The organism is Pseudomonas sp. NPDC089743 (genome assembly GCF_044748785.1).
In the GTDB taxonomy this organism is placed as follows: domain Bacteria; phylum Pseudomonadota; class Gammaproteobacteria; order Pseudomonadales; family Pseudomonadaceae; genus Aquipseudomonas; species Aquipseudomonas putida_X.
This window is the reverse complement of the sequence record NZ_JBIVGS010000002.1, coordinates 559719-574019: the sequence shown is the minus strand read 5'-3', so window position 1 is coordinate 574019 and position 14301 is coordinate 559719. Positions and strand designations below refer to the sequence as shown.

18 protein-coding genes, 1 tRNA gene and 1 pseudogene are annotated in these 14301 nt (G+C 60.7%); 15 read left to right on the top strand and 5 right to left on the bottom strand.

Annotated elements, in window-relative coordinates; all coding sequences use genetic code 11:
* The first annotated feature begins 9 nt into the window (after positions 1 to 9).
* The 3 genes from rbsK to ACIPZC_RS06105 all read left to right on the top strand — a co-directional run bounded on the left by rbsK (position 10) and on the right by ACIPZC_RS06105 (position 2478).
* A complete protein-coding gene (gene rbsK, locus ACIPZC_RS06115; protein ID WP_400625592.1) occupies positions 10 to 918 on the top strand; it encodes a ribokinase in 909 nt (302 codons plus the stop codon).
* On the top strand, positions 915 to 1313 hold the full coding sequence (rbsD, locus tag ACIPZC_RS06110; RefSeq protein ID WP_241806487.1) for a D-ribose pyranase: 399 nt from the start codon (positions 915 to 917) through the stop codon (positions 1311 to 1313). The genes rbsK and rbsD overlap by 4 nt, the downstream gene beginning before the upstream one ends.
* Positions 1314 to 1470: 157 nt before the next feature.
* Positions 1471 to 2478 carry a nucleoside hydrolase gene (locus tag ACIPZC_RS06105; protein WP_400625589.1) on the top strand — a complete coding sequence of 336 codons (1008 nt, stop codon included), beginning with the start codon at positions 1471 to 1473 and terminating at the stop codon, positions 2476 to 2478.
* Here ACIPZC_RS06105 and ACIPZC_RS06100 read toward each other — a convergent pair.
* On the bottom strand, positions 2450 to 2662 hold the full coding sequence (locus tag ACIPZC_RS06100; RefSeq protein ID WP_241806485.1) for a hypothetical protein: 213 nt from the start codon (positions 2660 to 2662) through the stop codon (positions 2450 to 2452). The genes ACIPZC_RS06105 and ACIPZC_RS06100 overlap by 29 nt on opposite strands.
* Positions 2663 to 2947: 285 nt before the next feature.
* Here ACIPZC_RS06100 and ACIPZC_RS06095 point away from each other — a divergent pair, with 285 nt between their 5' ends.
* Positions 2948 to 3268 (top strand): I78 family peptidase inhibitor, encoded by a 321-nt coding sequence (locus ACIPZC_RS06095; RefSeq protein WP_267822791.1) that lies wholly within the window; start codon positions 2948 to 2950, stop codon positions 3266 to 3268.
* A gap of 101 nt (positions 3269 to 3369) precedes the next feature.
* Here the strand turns inward: ACIPZC_RS06095 and ACIPZC_RS06090 are convergent, their stop codons facing one another.
* A complete protein-coding gene (locus ACIPZC_RS06090) occupies positions 3370 to 3582 on the bottom strand; it encodes a cold-shock protein (protein WP_012313861.1) in 213 nt (70 codons plus the stop codon).
* Positions 3583 to 3741: 159 nt separating this feature from the next.
* Positions 3742 to 4044: a hypothetical protein gene (locus ACIPZC_RS06085; RefSeq protein ID WP_400625586.1), complete on the bottom strand. Its 303-nt coding sequence runs from the start codon at positions 4042 to 4044 to the stop codon at positions 3742 to 3744.
* Between the two features lie 334 nt (positions 4045 to 4378).
* Here ACIPZC_RS06085 and thrS point away from each other — a divergent pair, with 334 nt between their 5' ends.
* The 11 genes and pseudogenes from thrS (at position 4379) to ACIPZC_RS06030 (ending at position 13118) form a co-directional block, all read left to right on the top strand.
* Positions 4379 to 6301: a threonine--tRNA ligase gene (gene thrS, locus ACIPZC_RS06080; RefSeq protein WP_241806482.1), complete on the top strand. Its 1923-nt coding sequence runs from the start codon at positions 4379 to 4381 to the stop codon at positions 6299 to 6301.
* Entirely contained in the window at positions 6301 to 6852 is a 552-nt protein-coding gene (gene infC, locus ACIPZC_RS06075; protein WP_012313864.1) for a translation initiation factor IF-3, read from the top strand. Before thrS ends, infC begins: the two co-directional genes overlap by 1 nt.
* Before the next feature lie 60 nt (positions 6853 to 6912).
* Complete coding sequence (gene rpmI, locus ACIPZC_RS06070) at positions 6913 to 7107, top strand: 50S ribosomal protein L35 (RefSeq protein WP_012313865.1); 195 nt, start codon at positions 6913 to 6915, stop codon at positions 7105 to 7107.
* 28 nt (positions 7108 to 7135) lie between these two features.
* Positions 7136 to 7492 carry a 50S ribosomal protein L20 gene (gene rplT / locus ACIPZC_RS06065; protein ID WP_003250671.1) on the top strand — a complete coding sequence of 119 codons (357 nt, stop codon included), beginning with the start codon at positions 7136 to 7138 and terminating at the stop codon, positions 7490 to 7492.
* 110 nt (positions 7493 to 7602) lie between these two features.
* Positions 7603 to 8619: a phenylalanine--tRNA ligase subunit alpha gene (pheS, locus tag ACIPZC_RS06060; protein WP_012313866.1), complete on the top strand. Its 1017-nt coding sequence runs from the start codon at positions 7603 to 7605 to the stop codon at positions 8617 to 8619.
* A gap of 31 nt (positions 8620 to 8650) precedes the next feature.
* On the top strand, positions 8651 to 11032 hold the full coding sequence (gene pheT, locus ACIPZC_RS06055; RefSeq protein WP_349974440.1) for a phenylalanine--tRNA ligase subunit beta: 2382 nt from the start codon (positions 8651 to 8653) through the stop codon (positions 11030 to 11032).
* Between the two features lie 4 nt (positions 11033 to 11036).
* The gene (ihfA, locus tag ACIPZC_RS06050) at positions 11037 to 11339 is read left to right on the top strand and encodes an integration host factor subunit alpha (protein ID WP_003250679.1); all 303 of its coding nucleotides are present in this window, start codon (positions 11037 to 11039) and stop codon (positions 11337 to 11339) included.
* On the top strand, positions 11320 to 11676 hold the full coding sequence (locus ACIPZC_RS06045) for a MerR family transcriptional regulator (RefSeq protein ID WP_008100384.1): 357 nt from the start codon (positions 11320 to 11322) through the stop codon (positions 11674 to 11676). The genes ihfA and ACIPZC_RS06045 overlap by 20 nt, the downstream gene beginning before the upstream one ends.
* Positions 11677 to 11773: 97 nt before the next feature.
* A tRNA-Pro gene (locus ACIPZC_RS06040) sits at positions 11774 to 11850 on the top strand.
* Between the two features lie 256 nt (positions 11851 to 12106).
* Positions 12107 to 12661, top strand: a pseudogene (gene tnpC, locus ACIPZC_RS06035) (IS66 family transposase); the annotation flags it as partial.
* Positions 12662 to 12671: 10 nt separating this feature from the next.
* Positions 12672 to 13118, top strand: coding sequence for a GNAT family N-acetyltransferase (locus ACIPZC_RS06030; protein ID WP_400625581.1), 447 nt, complete (start codon positions 12672 to 12674; stop codon positions 13116 to 13118).
* Between the two features lie 101 nt (positions 13119 to 13219).
* Here the strand turns inward: ACIPZC_RS06030 and ACIPZC_RS06025 are convergent, their stop codons facing one another.
* A complete protein-coding gene (locus tag ACIPZC_RS06025; protein ID WP_400625579.1) occupies positions 13220 to 13444 on the bottom strand; it encodes a rhodanese-like domain-containing protein in 225 nt (74 codons plus the stop codon).
* Positions 13445 to 13454: 10 nt separating this feature from the next.
* On the bottom strand, positions 13455 to 14288 hold the full coding sequence (gene tauD / locus ACIPZC_RS06020) for a taurine dioxygenase (protein WP_400625577.1): 834 nt from the start codon (positions 14286 to 14288) through the stop codon (positions 13455 to 13457).
* Between the last annotated feature and the right edge of the window lie 13 nt (positions 14289 to 14301).

The following is a 14301-nucleotide window of genomic DNA, read 5'->3' as shown; positions in this document are numbered from 1 at the left end:
GGAATGCCCATGAGTGCCAAGGTAGTGGTGGTCGGTAGCCTCAACATGGATCTGGTAGCCCGCGCCGAGCGGCTGCCACGTGCAGGCGAAACAGTGGCCGGCGAAAGCTTTTTCACCGTACCGGGCGGCAAGGGCGCCAATCAGGCGGTGGCCGCAGCCCGCCTGGGCGCGAGCGTGGCGATGGTCGGTAACGTCGGCGATGACGCCTACGGCCAGCAGTTGCGCCAGGCCCTGGAAGTGGAAGGCATCGACTGCCAGGCAGTGAGCGCGTGCCCGGGCGTCTCCAGTGGCGTGGCGCTGATTACCGTGGATGCCGCCAGCCAGAACTGCATCGTCATCATCCCCGGCGGCAACGGCCAACTGACGCCGGCAAGCGTGCAGCGGTTCGACGCACTGCTGCAGGCTGCCGAGGTGATCATCTGCCAGCTCGAAGTGCCTGCCGACACGGTGGCCTGGGCCCTGGCCAGGGGGCGTGAGCTGGGTAAGACGGTGATGCTCAACCCCGCCCCGGCGACCGGCCCGTTGCCCGCCCAGTGGCTGGCCCATATCGATTACCTCATCCCCAACGAAAGCGAGGCCGAGGCACTGACCGGTGCGCCAGTGGACGACGTGGCCAGCGCCCGCCGCGCCGGCGAACGCCTGCTGCAGATGGGGGCCGGCAAGGTCATCGTCACCCTCGGCGCGCAGGGCGCGTTGTTCGTCAGCCGTGACGGCAGCCGGCACTTCCCTGCGCCGCAGGTCAAAGCGCTGGACACCACGGCAGCGGGCGACACTTTTGTCGGCGGTTTTGCAGCCGCGCTGGTGCGTGGCCTGGGGGAGGATGATGCGATCATCTTTGGCCAGCGCGCTGCGGCGCTGTCCGTCACTCGCGCCGGGGCACAGCCCTCGATCCCGACCCTGGCGGAGCTGGCCCCATGAAAAAGACCGCGCTGCTCAATATTGCCCTGTCACGCACCATTGCCGGGCTGGGCCATGGCGACATCCTGGTGATCGGCGATGCCGGGTTGCCCGTGCCGCCTGGGGTCGAGCTGATCGACTTGGCCTTGACACCGGGCATTCCCGATTTCGCCAGCGTGCTGCGCGCCGTGCTCAGCGAGATGCAGGTGGAGCGCCATGTGCTGGCCGAAGAGATGCAGAAGGTCGTGCCGCCCGGCCTGGTCGAGATCGAGCGCCTGCGCGGCAAGCTCGGCAAGCGTGAATGGCTGAGCCATGAGCAATTCAAGGGGTTGTCGCGCAGTGCCCGCGCCGTGGTGCGTACCGGCGAGTGCCAGCCCTACAGCAATATCGCCCTTATAGCCGGGGTAACCTTCTAGCTCCCACCGCGACCGCGCAGTTCTTCAGGCCTGCGCTTTACCTGTGCAAGTCACCGGCTTGCCCAAAGCCGACGCAATTCCAAGTGGGAGCCGGCTTGCCGGCGATGGGCCGCAAAGCGGCCCCAACCGTTTCACCACAAGGCAACAGGAGTGCCCCATGCTCAAACCCCTGCTACAAGGACTCGCCCTCATGGCCGCAGCTGCCACCACCACGCTCCAGGCCGCACCTCGCGACCTGATCATCGACACCGACCCCGGCGCCGACGATGTGGTCGCGCTGTTCCTGGCCATGGCTTCGCCGGACGAGCTCAACATTCGCGCTATCACCACCGTCGCTGGCAACGTGCGGCTCGACAAAACGTCGCGCAATGCCCGCCTGGCCCGCGAGTGGGCCGGCCGTGAAGACATCCCGGTGTATGCCGGGGCAGGGCGCCCGTTGCTGCGCACGCCGATCTACGCTGCCCAGGTGCATGGCGAAGAGGGCCTGACCGGTGTCCCGGTGCATGAACCGAAACAGCCCCTGGCCCCAGGCAATGCCGTGCAGTACCTGGTCGACACCCTCGGCGCTGCCGAACCCCACAGCATCACCGTGGCCATGCTCGGCCCGCAGACCAATCTGGCCCTGGCACTGATCCAGCGCCCGGACATCGCCAAAGGCATCAAGGAAGTGGTGGTAATGGGCGGCGCCCATTTCAACGGCGGCAACATCACCCCGGTGGCAGAATTCAACCTCTACGCCGACCCGCACGCCGCCGAGGTGGTGCTGGCCAGCGGCGTGTCACTGACCTACCTGCCGCTGGACGTCACCCACAAGCTGCTCACCAGCGACGCCCGACTCAAGCAGCTGGCAGCCGTGAACAACCCGGCCAGCAAGCGTGTGGTAGACATCCTCAATGCGTACATCAAGCACGACATGGACCTGTACGGCATGCCCGGCGGCCCGGTGCATGACGCCAGCGTCATTGCTTATCTGCTCAAGCCTGAGCTGTTCAGCGGGCGGCGCATCCACATGAGTGTCGACAGCCGCGAGGGCCCGAGCTTCGGCCAGACCGTCGCCGACTGGTACGGCGTGCTCAAGCAGCCGGCCAATGTAATGTGGGTGGGCGAGGGCGATGCCCAGGGCTTTTTCGACCTGCTCAGCGCGCGCCTGGCTCGATTGCCATAGCGGCGTGCGGTGCATAGCGCTCGAACACCTGGTCGATGAAGCTGCGCGCCGCCTCACTGCCCAGGTCGCGCACCAGCAGGTCCAGGGCGATCAATACCAGCTCTTCTGGCGTACTGGGGCTGTAGGCGCTCTGGCCCTCCGCCCATTTGACCTTGATGTCGGCGTCGATGCTGTGGTGGCTCATGAAAGGCTCTCGTTTGGGCCCGTAGCGGAGGGGCGAACACCTGACCCTGGCGTTCGCAGCAGGCACTGTGCCTGCACTTCTTAAAGTAAATCATCACTTTGCGTCAATGGATCTTCGACTTAAGAATAAAAAGCCTGCCCAAGCAAACCAACTGCGTGGTGCAAAATCCGGTCACGATTGCCTTTCGCCACGCACGGTGAGTTCAGGCAGACTTGGGCGGTTTTGCAACGAATTCAGGGTGGAACTGTCGGAACAGACAGTTCCCATATCTATTTAGGAGGATTCATGTTCCGTACCCGTGCTTCCCTGGCAACCTTGCTGGTCGCTGCGGTGCTGGCTGGTTGCAGCACTGGTGGCAACTCTGACGGCGGCAGCGCCCCGGCTGCACCTGCAGGCAACGACGGGCGCTGCGAGGCCAGCGGCGCCGATTTCGCCATTGGCAAGCAAGGCAGTGCCGACCTGCTTGAGCAGGCGCGCAAGGCCAGTGGTTCGCAGATGGCGCGTATCCTCAAGCCGCATGACGTGGTGACCCTGGAGTACCGCTCCGAGCGTCTGAACCTGAATGTGGACGAGCAGGGCAAGGTGACCCGCGTCAACTGCGGTTGATGCGCCCCCAGGGCCGCTCCTGCGCAGGCAAATTTGCGCTGCCTTGGTAAAGCCCATAAAAAAACCCGCCACAAGGGCGGGTTTTTTTACAGCTATCCGAATTACTCCGGACGAACCTGCGCAGCCTGCATACCCTTCTGGCCTTTTTCGGCAACGAAGGAAACAGTCTGGCCTTCTTTCAGGCTCTTGAAGCCGTCGGATTCGATGGCTTTGAAGTGAACGAACAGGTCGTCGCCGCCGCCTGCTGGGGTGATGAAGCCGTAGCCTTTCTCATCATTGAACCATTTGACGGTGCCTTGTTGGCGATTGGACATGGGTGAATCTCCAGAACATTTAATTTTCAGTGGTGCAATGTGGCCGAGGCTACGGAGCACGGACACCATAATAGTCTAATTCTGCGCCTGTAGCGTCTTTTACCTTCGCAGGATGCTGATCCAGGGCAAATAAAGCCCGGAAAGCCCTCCGCGCATGGCTCATTTCGGCTTGCAGGCCGCTTGCACGATGGTCTGTGCCTTCTGCATCAGCTTGGCGTCAACGCCGTCCTTACTGTCCAGGTCTTCGATCTCCTTATCGGTGAAATTTTCTTTGATGGCTTGCGCGCCGCACGAGCAATGCTTGGCTGCAGTTGCGGCGTCGACACCTTGGCTTTGCGCCACCTGCTTGCATTGCGTCATGTAGGCACCCTCCTTGCCGGCAGGGAAGTTGCCAGCGTTGGCTGCCATGGGCAGCAGCAGGGCGCCAGCGGCCGCCAGGGCCAGAAGAGACGGAACTCGCATAACCAGACACTCCTTGGGTTAAGGTCTCATCAAGAGTAGGTTGCTTCCCAAAGTCTGATTGGAAATTTTCCGTGTAAGTTCACCGCTACCGCGTAAATTCCAAATATTTCTGCGCTGCCATGCAACCCCCGTGCTAGCATGCCCGGCTTGCAGCTACACACGTGCAGCGTGCAGCTATCTTTTACTTTCCAGTCACTCAGGTCCCCCTGGCAAGCCGAAAGGCTTCTGCCACTGTGAGGCAGGCTTCCTTCAAGGAAGGCAGGTCGGATCTTGTACTGGCTCATCCCAACCCACGTGACCTTTGGTAGGGGTCACCACTAGGAGAGGAGGCGCCATGCCCACTATTACTCTTCCCGATGGCAGTCAACGCGCGTTTGATCACGCGGTATCCGTAGCCGATGTCGCCGCTTCGATCGGTGCCGGCCTGGCCAAGGCCACCGTGGCCGGCAAAGTCGACGGCAAGCTGGTCGATGCCTGCGAACTGATCACCCACGACGCCACCCTGCAGATCATCACCCCTAAAGATGAAGAGGGACTGGAGATCATCCGTCACTCGTGCGCCCACCTGGTCGGCCACGCGGTGAAACAGCTGTACCCGACCGCCAAGATGGTCATCGGCCCGGTCATCGACGAAGGCTTCTATTACGACATCGCCTACGAGCGCCCCTTCACCCCTGAAGACCTGGCCGCCATCGAAAAGCGCATGCAGCAGCTGATCGAAAAAGATTACGACGTCATCAAGAAGATGACCCCGCGTGCCGAAGTCATCGACGTGTTCAAGGCCCGTGGCGAAGACTACAAGCTGCGCCTGGTCGAAGACATGCCAGACGAGCAGGCCATGGGCCTGTACTACCACGAAGAATACGTCGACATGTGCCGTGGCCCGCACGTGCCCAATACCCGCTTCCTCAAGGCATTCAAGCTGACCAAGCTGTCCGGCGCCTACTGGCGTGGCGATGCCAGGAACGAGCAGCTGCAGCGTGTGTACGGTACCGCCTGGGCTGACAAGAAGCAGCTGGCTGCCTACATCCAGCGCATCGAAGAAGCCGAGAAACGCGACCACCGCAAGATCGGCAAGCAGCTCGACCTGTTCCACCTGCAGGAAGAAGCGCCGGGCATGGTGTTCTGGCACGCCAACGGCTGGACCGTCTACCAGGTGCTCGAGCAGTACATGCGCCAGGTGCAGCGCGAAAACGGCTACTCGGAAATCAAGACCCCGCAGGTTGTCGACCGCATCCTCTGGGAGCGTTCCGGCCACTGGTCCAACTACGCCGAGAACATGTTCACCACGTCGTCGGAAAGCCGTGATTACGCGGTAAAACCGATGAACTGCCCGTGCCATGTGCAGGTGTTCAACCAGGGCCTGAAGTCGTACCGCGACCTGCCGCTGCGCCTGGCCGAGTTCGGTGCCTGCCACCGGAACGAGCCGTCCGGCGCGCTGCACGGCATCATGCGCGTGCGTGGCTTCGTGCAGGACGACGCGCACATTTTCTGCACCGAAGACCAGGTGAAGAAAGAAGCCGCCGACTTCATCAAGCTGACCCTGGACGTGTACAAGGACTTCGGTTTCACCGACGTCGCCATGAAGCTCTCCACCCGTCCCGCCAAGCGCGTGGGCTCCGAAGAGCTTTGGGACCGTGCCGAAGGTGCACTGGCCGACGCCCTGAACGAATCCGGCCTGGAGTGGGAATACCAGCCAGGTGAAGGTGCCTTCTACGGCCCGAAAATCGAATTCACCCTGCGCGACTGCCTGGGCCGTAACTGGCAGTGTGGTACCCTGCAGTACGACCCGAACCTGCCAGAGCGCCTGGATGCCAGCTACATCGCCGAAGATAACGCGCGCAAGCGCCCGGTGATGCTGCACCGCGCCATCCTCGGCTCGTTCGAGCGCTTCATCGGCATGCTCATCGAGCATTATGCCGGCGTGTTCCCGGCGTGGCTGGCACCGACCCAGGCCGTGATCATGAACATCACCGACAAACAGGCGGATTTCGCCCTTCAGGTTGAGAAATCTCTGAACGGTAGCGGTTTCCGTGCCAAGTCGGACTTGAGAAATGAGAAGATCGGCTTTAAAATCCGCGAGCATACTTTGCTCAAGGTCCCGTACCTTTTGGTTATAGGGGACCGCGAAGTCGAAACGCAAACCGTCGCTGTGCGTACTCGCGAAGGTGCAGACCTGGGCTCCATGCCCGTCGCCCAGTTCGTTGAGCTTCTGACACATGCGGTTTCCCGGCGTGGTCGCCAAGAATCGGAGTAATGACTATTAAGCGTGAAATGAGAAACGATAAACGTGCTGCACCGAAGGCCCCGATCAACGAGAATATCTCGGCCCGCGAGGTTCGGTTAATTGGCGCAGACGGCGAGCAGGTTGGCATCGTCTCGATTGATGAAGCGCTGCGTATCGCTGATGAAGCGAAGCTGGACCTGGTTGAAATCTCTGCAGACGCGGTACCGCCTGTCTGCAAGGTCATGGACTACGGCAAGCACCTCTTCGAAAAGAAGAAGCAGGCTAACGAAGCCAAGAAAAACCAGAAGCAGATCCAGATCAAAGAAATCAAGTTTCGTCCAGGGACGGAGGATGGGGATTACCAGGTAAAACTACGCAACCTGGTACGTTTCCTTACCGATGGGGACAAGGCCAAGATCTCTCTGAGATTCCGTGGTCGTGAGATGGCCCACCAGGAGCTGGGTATGGAGCTGTTGAAGCGGGTTGAAGCTGACCTCGCCGAATACGGCACCGTCGAACAGCATCCGAAGATGGAAGGACGCCAACTGATGATGGTCATCGCCCCCAAGAAAAAGAAGTAATCTCCCGGGCACGGCAGGCCTGATGATTATGTGTAATTTTATCGAATGCGGAGTTCCAACATGCCAAAAATGAAAACCAAGAGCGGTGCTGCGAAGCGCTTCCTGAAGACCGCTACCGGCTTCAAGCACAAGCACGCTTTCAAGAGCCACATCCTGACCAAAATGTCGACCAAGCGTAAGCGTCAACTGCGTGGTAGCAGCTTGCTGCACCCGTCTGACGTCGCGAAAGTCGCGCGCATGCTGCGCGTTCGTTAATTCTGGTCAAAGATAGAGGAAGTTACTCATGGCTCGTGTAAAGCGCGGCGTTATCGCTCGTAAGCGTCACAAAAAAATTCTGAAACTGGCTAAAGGTTACTACGGTGCACGCTCGCGCGTATTCCGCGTAGCCAAGCAGGCAGTCATCAAGGCAGGCCAATACGCCTACCGCGACCGTCGCCAGAAGAAGCGTCAGTTCCGCGCACTGTGGATCGCTCGTATCAACGCCGGTGCCCGCACCAACGGTCTGTCTTACAGCCGTCTGATTGCTGGCCTGAAAAAGGCGTCGATCGAAATCGACCGTAAGGTTCTGGCTGACCTGGCAGTGAACGAAAAAGCGGCGTTTGCTGCAATTGTCGAGAAAGCTAAAGCCGTTCTGGCTTAAGTACCCACGACAATCATCCGGCAGCGCTCTGCGCTGTCGGGTGTAAAACGTCATCGATAGGGGAAGAGCCTTCAAAGCTCTTCCCCTATTTTCGTATCTGGAGTCTGTACATGGAAAACCTGGACGCGCTGGTCTCCCAAGCCCTTGAGGCCGTGGAGCGCGCTGAAGACATCAATGCCCTGGAACAGATCCGGGTTCAGTATCTGGGCAAGAAAGGCGAACTGACCCAGGTGATGAAGACCCTGGGCAACCTGCCAGCCGAAGAGCGCCCGAAAGTTGGCGCGCTGATCAATGACGCCAAAGAGCGCGTCACCGAAGTGCTCAACGCACGCAAGGCAGCCTTTGAAGAAGCCGAGCTCAGCGCTCGCCTGGCCGCCGAATGCATTGATGTGACCCTGCCAGGCCGTGGCCAGGCCACCGGTGGCCTGCACCCGATCACCCGTACCCTCGAACGCATCGAGCAGTTCTTCACCCATATCGGCTACGGCATCGCCGAAGGGCCCGAGGTCGAAGACGACTACCACAACTTCGAAGCGCTCAACATCCCTGGCCACCACCCGGCCCGGGCGATGCACGACACCTTCTACTTCAATGCCAACATGCTGCTGCGCACCCACACCTCGCCGGTGCAGGTGCGGACCATGGAGTCCACCCAGCCGCCCATCCGCATTGTGTGCCCGGGCCGCGTTTACCGCTGCGACTCGGATATCACCCACTCGCCGATGTTCCACCAGGTCGAAGGCCTGCTGATCGATCGCGACATCAACTTTGCCGACCTCAAGGGCACCATCGAAGAGTTCCTGCGCGTGTTCTTCGAAAAAGAACTGGCCGTGCGCTTCCGCCCGTCGTTCTTCCCCTTCACCGAGCCGTCCGCCGAAGTCGACATCCAGTGCGTGATGTGTTCCGGCAAAGGCTGCCGCGTGTGCAAGCAAACCGGCTGGCTGGAAGTGCTGGGCTGCGGCATGGTGCACCCGAACGTGCTGCGCATGTCCGGCATCGACCCTGAAGAATTCCAGGGCTTCGCTTTCGGCATGGGTGCCGAGCGCCTGGCCATGCTGCGCTACGGCGTCAACGATTTGCGTCTGTTCTTCGACAACGACCTGCGGTTCTTAGCCCAATTCCGCTAGGCCCAATCGACGCAACTTTCAGGAGAACAGCATGAAATTCAGTGAACAGTGGCTGCGCGGTTGGGTAAACCCGCAAGTCTCCCGTGATGAACTGGTCGCCCGCCTGTCCATGGCCGGCCTTGAAGTCGACAGCGTAACCCCCGCTGCCGGCCAGTTCAGCGGCATCGTCGTGGGCGAAATCCTCGCCACCGAACAACACCCCGACGCCGACAAACTGCGCGTCTGCCAGGTCAGCAACGGCCAGGAAACCTTCCAGGTCGTCTGCGGCGCCCCCAACGCGCGCGCCGGCATCAAGATCCCGTTCGCCATGATCGGTGCCGAACTGCCGGGCGACTTCAAGATCAAGAAGGCCAAGCTGCGCGGCGTCGAATCTTTCGGCATGCTGTGCTCGGCAGCAGAACTGCAGATCAGCGAAGAAAACGACGGTCTGCTCGAACTGGCTGGCGACGCCCCGGTAGGCGAAGACATTCGCCAGTACCTGAACCTGGACGACGCCAGCATCGAGATCGGCCTGACCCCCAACCGCGGTGACTGCCTGTCGCTGGCCGGCCTGGCCCGCGACGTCAGTGCTCTGTACAACGTACCGGTCACCCGCCCTGTGGTGCCGGCCGTACCGGCTGCCCACGACGAAGTGCGCCCGGTCGAGGTCAGTGCCCCAGCCGTTTGCCCACGCTACCTGGGCCGCGTCATCCGCAACGTCGACCTCAGCAAGCCCACGCCGCTGTGGATGGTTGAACGCCTGCGCCGCAGCGACGTGCGCAGCATCGACGCCGCTGTCGACATCACCAACTACGTGATGCTGGAACTCGGCCAGCCGATGCACGCCTTCGACCTCGCCGAAATCAATGGCGGCATCCGCGTACGCATGGCCGAAGAGGGCGAGAAGCTCGTGCTGCTCGACGGCCAGGAAGTCGCCCTGCGCGCCGACACCCTGGTGATCGCCGACCATACCCGTGCCCTGGCCATTGCCGGCGTGATGGGTGGCGAGCACAGCGGCGTCAACACCGAAAAAACCCGCGACCTGTTCCTCGAAAGCGCCTTCTTCGAGCCGATCGCCGTTGCTGGCAAGGCCCGTTCATACGGCCTGCACACCGACGCCTCGCACCGCTACGAGCGCGGCGTCGACTCGCAACTGGCCCGCGAAGCCATGGAGCGCGCCACCGCGCTGGTGCTGGAGATTGTCGGCGGCGAAGCCGGCCCCATCATCGAAGCCGTCAGTGAACAGCACCTGCCGCAGGTCGCCCCGGTGACCCTGCGCGCCGAACGCATCACCCAGATGCTCGGCATGGAGTTGCAGGCCGCCCAGGTCGAGCAGATGCTCAACGCCCTGGAGCTGACCACCACGGCCAGCGGGGCAGGGGAGTGGACCGTCAAGGTGCCAAGCCACCGCTTCGACATCAGCCTGGAAGTCGACCTGATCGAAGAGCTGGCCCGCCTGTACGGCTACAACAGCCTGCCAGTGCGTTACCCGCAAGCGCGCCTGGCGCCCAAGGCCAACCCCGAAACCCGCGGTGAGTTGCCCAACCTGCGCCGCCTGCTGGTCGCCCGCGGCTACCAGGAAGCCATCACCTACAGCTTCATCGACCCGAAGCTGTTCGAGCTGTTCACCCCTGGTGTAGAGCCGCTGCTGCTGGCCAACCCTATCTCCAGCGACATGGCCGCCATGCGCGCCTCGCTGTGGCCAGGCCTGGTCAAAGCCATGCAGCACAACCTCAACCGCCAGCAAGACCGCGTGCGCCTGTTCGAAAGCGGCCTGCGCTTCGTCGGCCAGCTGGGTGACCTGAAGCAGCAGCCGATGATCGCCGGCGTCGTCACCGGCAGCCGCCTGCCAGAAGGCTGGGCCAACGGCCGTGACAGCATCGACTTCTTCGATGTAAAAGCAGACGTCGAAGCCTTGCTGGGCTACTCGGGCGCCCTGAGCGACTTCACCTTCGCCGCCGGCAAACACCCCGCCCTGCACCCAGGCCAGACCGCTGTCATCCAGCGCGACGGCAAGGAAGTCGGTTACCTCGGCGCCCTGCACCCGGAAGTCGCCAAGGCCCTGGGCCTGGACCGCCCGGTGTTCGTCTTCGAGCTGGTATTGGGTGATGTGGTCGAAGGCCGCCTGCCGAAATTCAGCGAGCTCTCCAAGTTCCCGGAAACCCGTCGCGACCTGGCCCTGATCGCCGGCCGTGACGTCGCCGCCAGCGCCGTGCTTGAAGTAATTCGTGACAATGCAGGCGAATGGCTTACAGACCTCAGGCTGTTTGACGTCTACCAGGGTAAAGGTATTGATCCTGATAGAAAAAGCCTGGCCGTCGGCTTGACCTGGCAGCATCCATCGCGCACTCTTAACGACGATGAGGTGAATACTACCCTGCACAATATCCTCACCTCGCTTGAACAAAGGTTGAACACCACGTTAAGGAAATAACGGCATGGGTGCTCTGACGAAAGCTGAGATGGCCGAAAGGCTGTACGAGGAGCTGGGGCTTAACAAGCGTGAGGCCAAGGAGTTGGTCGAGCTGTTTTTTGAAGAAATTCGGCACGCACTTGAAGAGAACGAGCAGGTCAAGTTGTCCGGTTTCGGCAACTTCGACCTTCGCGACAAACGCCAGCGGCCGGGCCGCAACCCCAAAACAGGGGAAGAGATCCCGATCACTGCACGGCGCGTCGTCACCTTTCGTCCAGGGCAGAAGTTGAAGGCCCGGGTTGAGGCCTATGCTGGAACCAAGCCATAACGACGAACTGCCCCCCATACCGGGCAAACGCTACTTCACCATTGGTGAAGTCAGCGAGTTGTGTGCCGTAAAGCCACACGTGCTGCGGTATTGGGAGCAGGAGTTCCCTCAGCTCAACCCTGTGAAGCGGCGGGGCAACCGGCGGTATTATCAGCGCCAAGACGTGCTGATGATCCGCCAGATTCGCGCGCTGCTGTATGACCAGGGGTTCACCATTGGCGGGGCGCGGTTGCGGCTCTCCAGTGATGAGGTGAAGGATGAGTCAAGCCAGTACAAGCAGCTGATTCGGCAGATGATTGTCGAGTTGGAGGATGTGCTGGTGGTGTTGAAGAAGTGAGTTTGGCCGATGAATGGAAATTTTTGAAAAAAAGCTTCCATTTATCAAAAGGTTAGGGTAGATTCTTCATCGTTCTCAGAGGTTATGAGAATGTAGTCGGGGCGTAGCGCAGCCCGGTAGCGCACTTGCATGGGGTGCAAGGGGTCGAGTGTTCGAATCACTCCGTCCCGACCAAATAACTCCAAAGAATCCAGTCACTTAGCGGTGGCTGGATTTTTTTATGGGCGGTGATAAATTAAGGTCACGCAGAAATACCCCTACTCGTAAAAAGCGCTCAACCCTCGGCGTGGCAGCGTTGCATGAGCCTCCAGCGATGCTCTGTCCGTGAGCACGCCTTCACGCGGACACCTCAACGCCAGTCCGCCGTTAGTTGCCTTGATGCTTTCATGCAAGGGGCTAATACTAAAGGACTGCTACGAAGAGGGACGGTCATGCTCGCCGCAAGTTTTTCGACCTGCATGTCGCTAACAAAAGCCAGCTGGCCGAACAGGCGCTGCACTCAATTGGCGGTTTGTACGAGATTGAACGCCAGGCTCAGGACATGAGCAACGAAGACCGTTGGCGAAGACGTCAGGAAATGGCGATACCGATCAGCAAAATGCTGCATGAATGGATGTTGGCCCAGCGCGACCTGGTGCCCAACGGATCAGCCACAACTAAAGCCCTCGACTACAGCCTGAAACGCTGGGTAGCGCTGACGCGTTACCTGGACGATGGGGCTGTGCCCATCGACAACAACCAGGTCGAGAACCAGATACGTCCGTGGGCACTCGGACGCTCGAACTGGTTGTTTGCGGGATCCCTGCGCAGCGGTAAGCGGGCTGCGGCCATCATGAGTTTGATCCAGTCAGCACGCTTGAACGGGCAGGATCCACATGCCTATCTCAAGGATGTGCTGATGCGGCTGCCGACTCAGCGGGCCAGTGAAATTGAGCAACTGCTGCCGCATCAGTGGGCTGGAGCTTGGCAGTATAAAAGTCGTTAAGGAAAGCAATATGATCCGGCTAGCCGACGCAAGTGATGAGCCCGATATTAGAAATTGCGCTGAACAAGCCTACGCTCGTTATGTGCCAGTAATCGGGCGCAAGCCAGCCCCAATGATCGCCGATTTCGTCGCGCAGATAGCGGCAGGAGTGGTCTATGTTGCGACGGACGGCCAGAACGGGTTTCAAGGCTTTATTGTGTTTTATGTCAAGGATGGGTATTTCCTGTTGGAGAATGTGGCAGTCCTTCCGAGCGCAGCCGGATGTGGGGTTGGAAAGAGGCTGATTAGCTTTTGTGAAAATGCCGCCCGACAGCGTGGTGTGAACGCCGTTTGTCTACATACCAATGCAAAGATGACAGACAACCTCTCGATATATCCTAGGCTTGGTTATGTGAAAGTAGCAGAGCGCACGGAGGATGGCTTCAATCGCGTTTACTTCGAAAAAGACCTTACATAGCCGGACGCGGCCTCAACAGACTGGCCCAAGATGACGATTCTGCATGAGGTGGATTGGCCGGACGCTTACCCTTAACCGGTGTCCAAAATTACTTGACCAGATCACTGTTTGTCCGGTAGCAGGTTTTCGATACGGCTGTCGAACTCATCCGCGCTCAAGTTGAGTGCACCGTCTATATGCCCTTCGTGAAATTCTGAATCACTGCGAACGTCCAGTAGGGTTACGCCTTCAGCAATTTGTGCTCGCGCTTGCTGCGGGCCGATCTGCACGATGCGGCTCTTGGCCTGTGCCGCGCGGCGCAGGAACTCTTCGTCATGTTCGGCCATGGGGTACCTCTCAATAGGGTTTGTCGCCCAGGATGGTAGCGCGATGCATCACCCGGCATTGTGGACGGTAGTCGTCGACGGCGTAGTGCTGGGTGATGCGGTTGTCCCAGAAGGCCACGTCGTTTTCCTGCCAGCGCCAGCGGATGGTGAATTCCGGGCGGGTGGCGTGGGCGAAGAGAAAGCGCAGCAGGGCGTCGCTTTCGGCCGCTTCCAGTTCGTTGATGCGGTTGGTGAAGCCGTCGTTGACGAACAGGCCCTTGCGCCCGGTAACCGGATGGGTGCGGATCACCGGGTGCACCACGGGAGGGTGGGTGCGTTGCACTTCGTGGTAGTGCGCCAGGGCTTCGGGTGTACTGCCGAAGCGCTCCAGCGGGAAAGAGCGGGTGAAGTCGTGGGTGGCGGTGAGGCCGTCGAGCAACTGCTTCAGCGGCTGCGACAGGGCGTCATAGGCGGCGCTGCTGCTGGCCCAGAGGGTATCGCCGCCGTATGGCGGCAGGTGCTTGGCGGCGAGTACCGCGCCGAGGGCCGGGGTTTGCAGAAAGCTGACGTCGGTGTGCCAGATGGCGTTGTCGCGCACATCGGTCTCGGCGGTGTCGAGCACGAGGATTTCAGGTTGCTCGGGCACGTTGGGGTAGAGCGGGTGGATGTGCAGGTCGCCGAACTGGGCGGCGAGTGCAGCCTGTTGTTGTGGCTCGATGGGCTGATCGCGAAAGAACAGCACCTGATGCTGCAGCAGGGCGTCTTCGACTTGCTGGCGCAGGCTGGCAGTGAGGGGCTGGCGCAGGTCGATGCCGCTGACCTGGGCGCCGAGTGCCGGGCTGAGCGGGGTGATATGCAAGGTCATGTCGGGGGGCTCT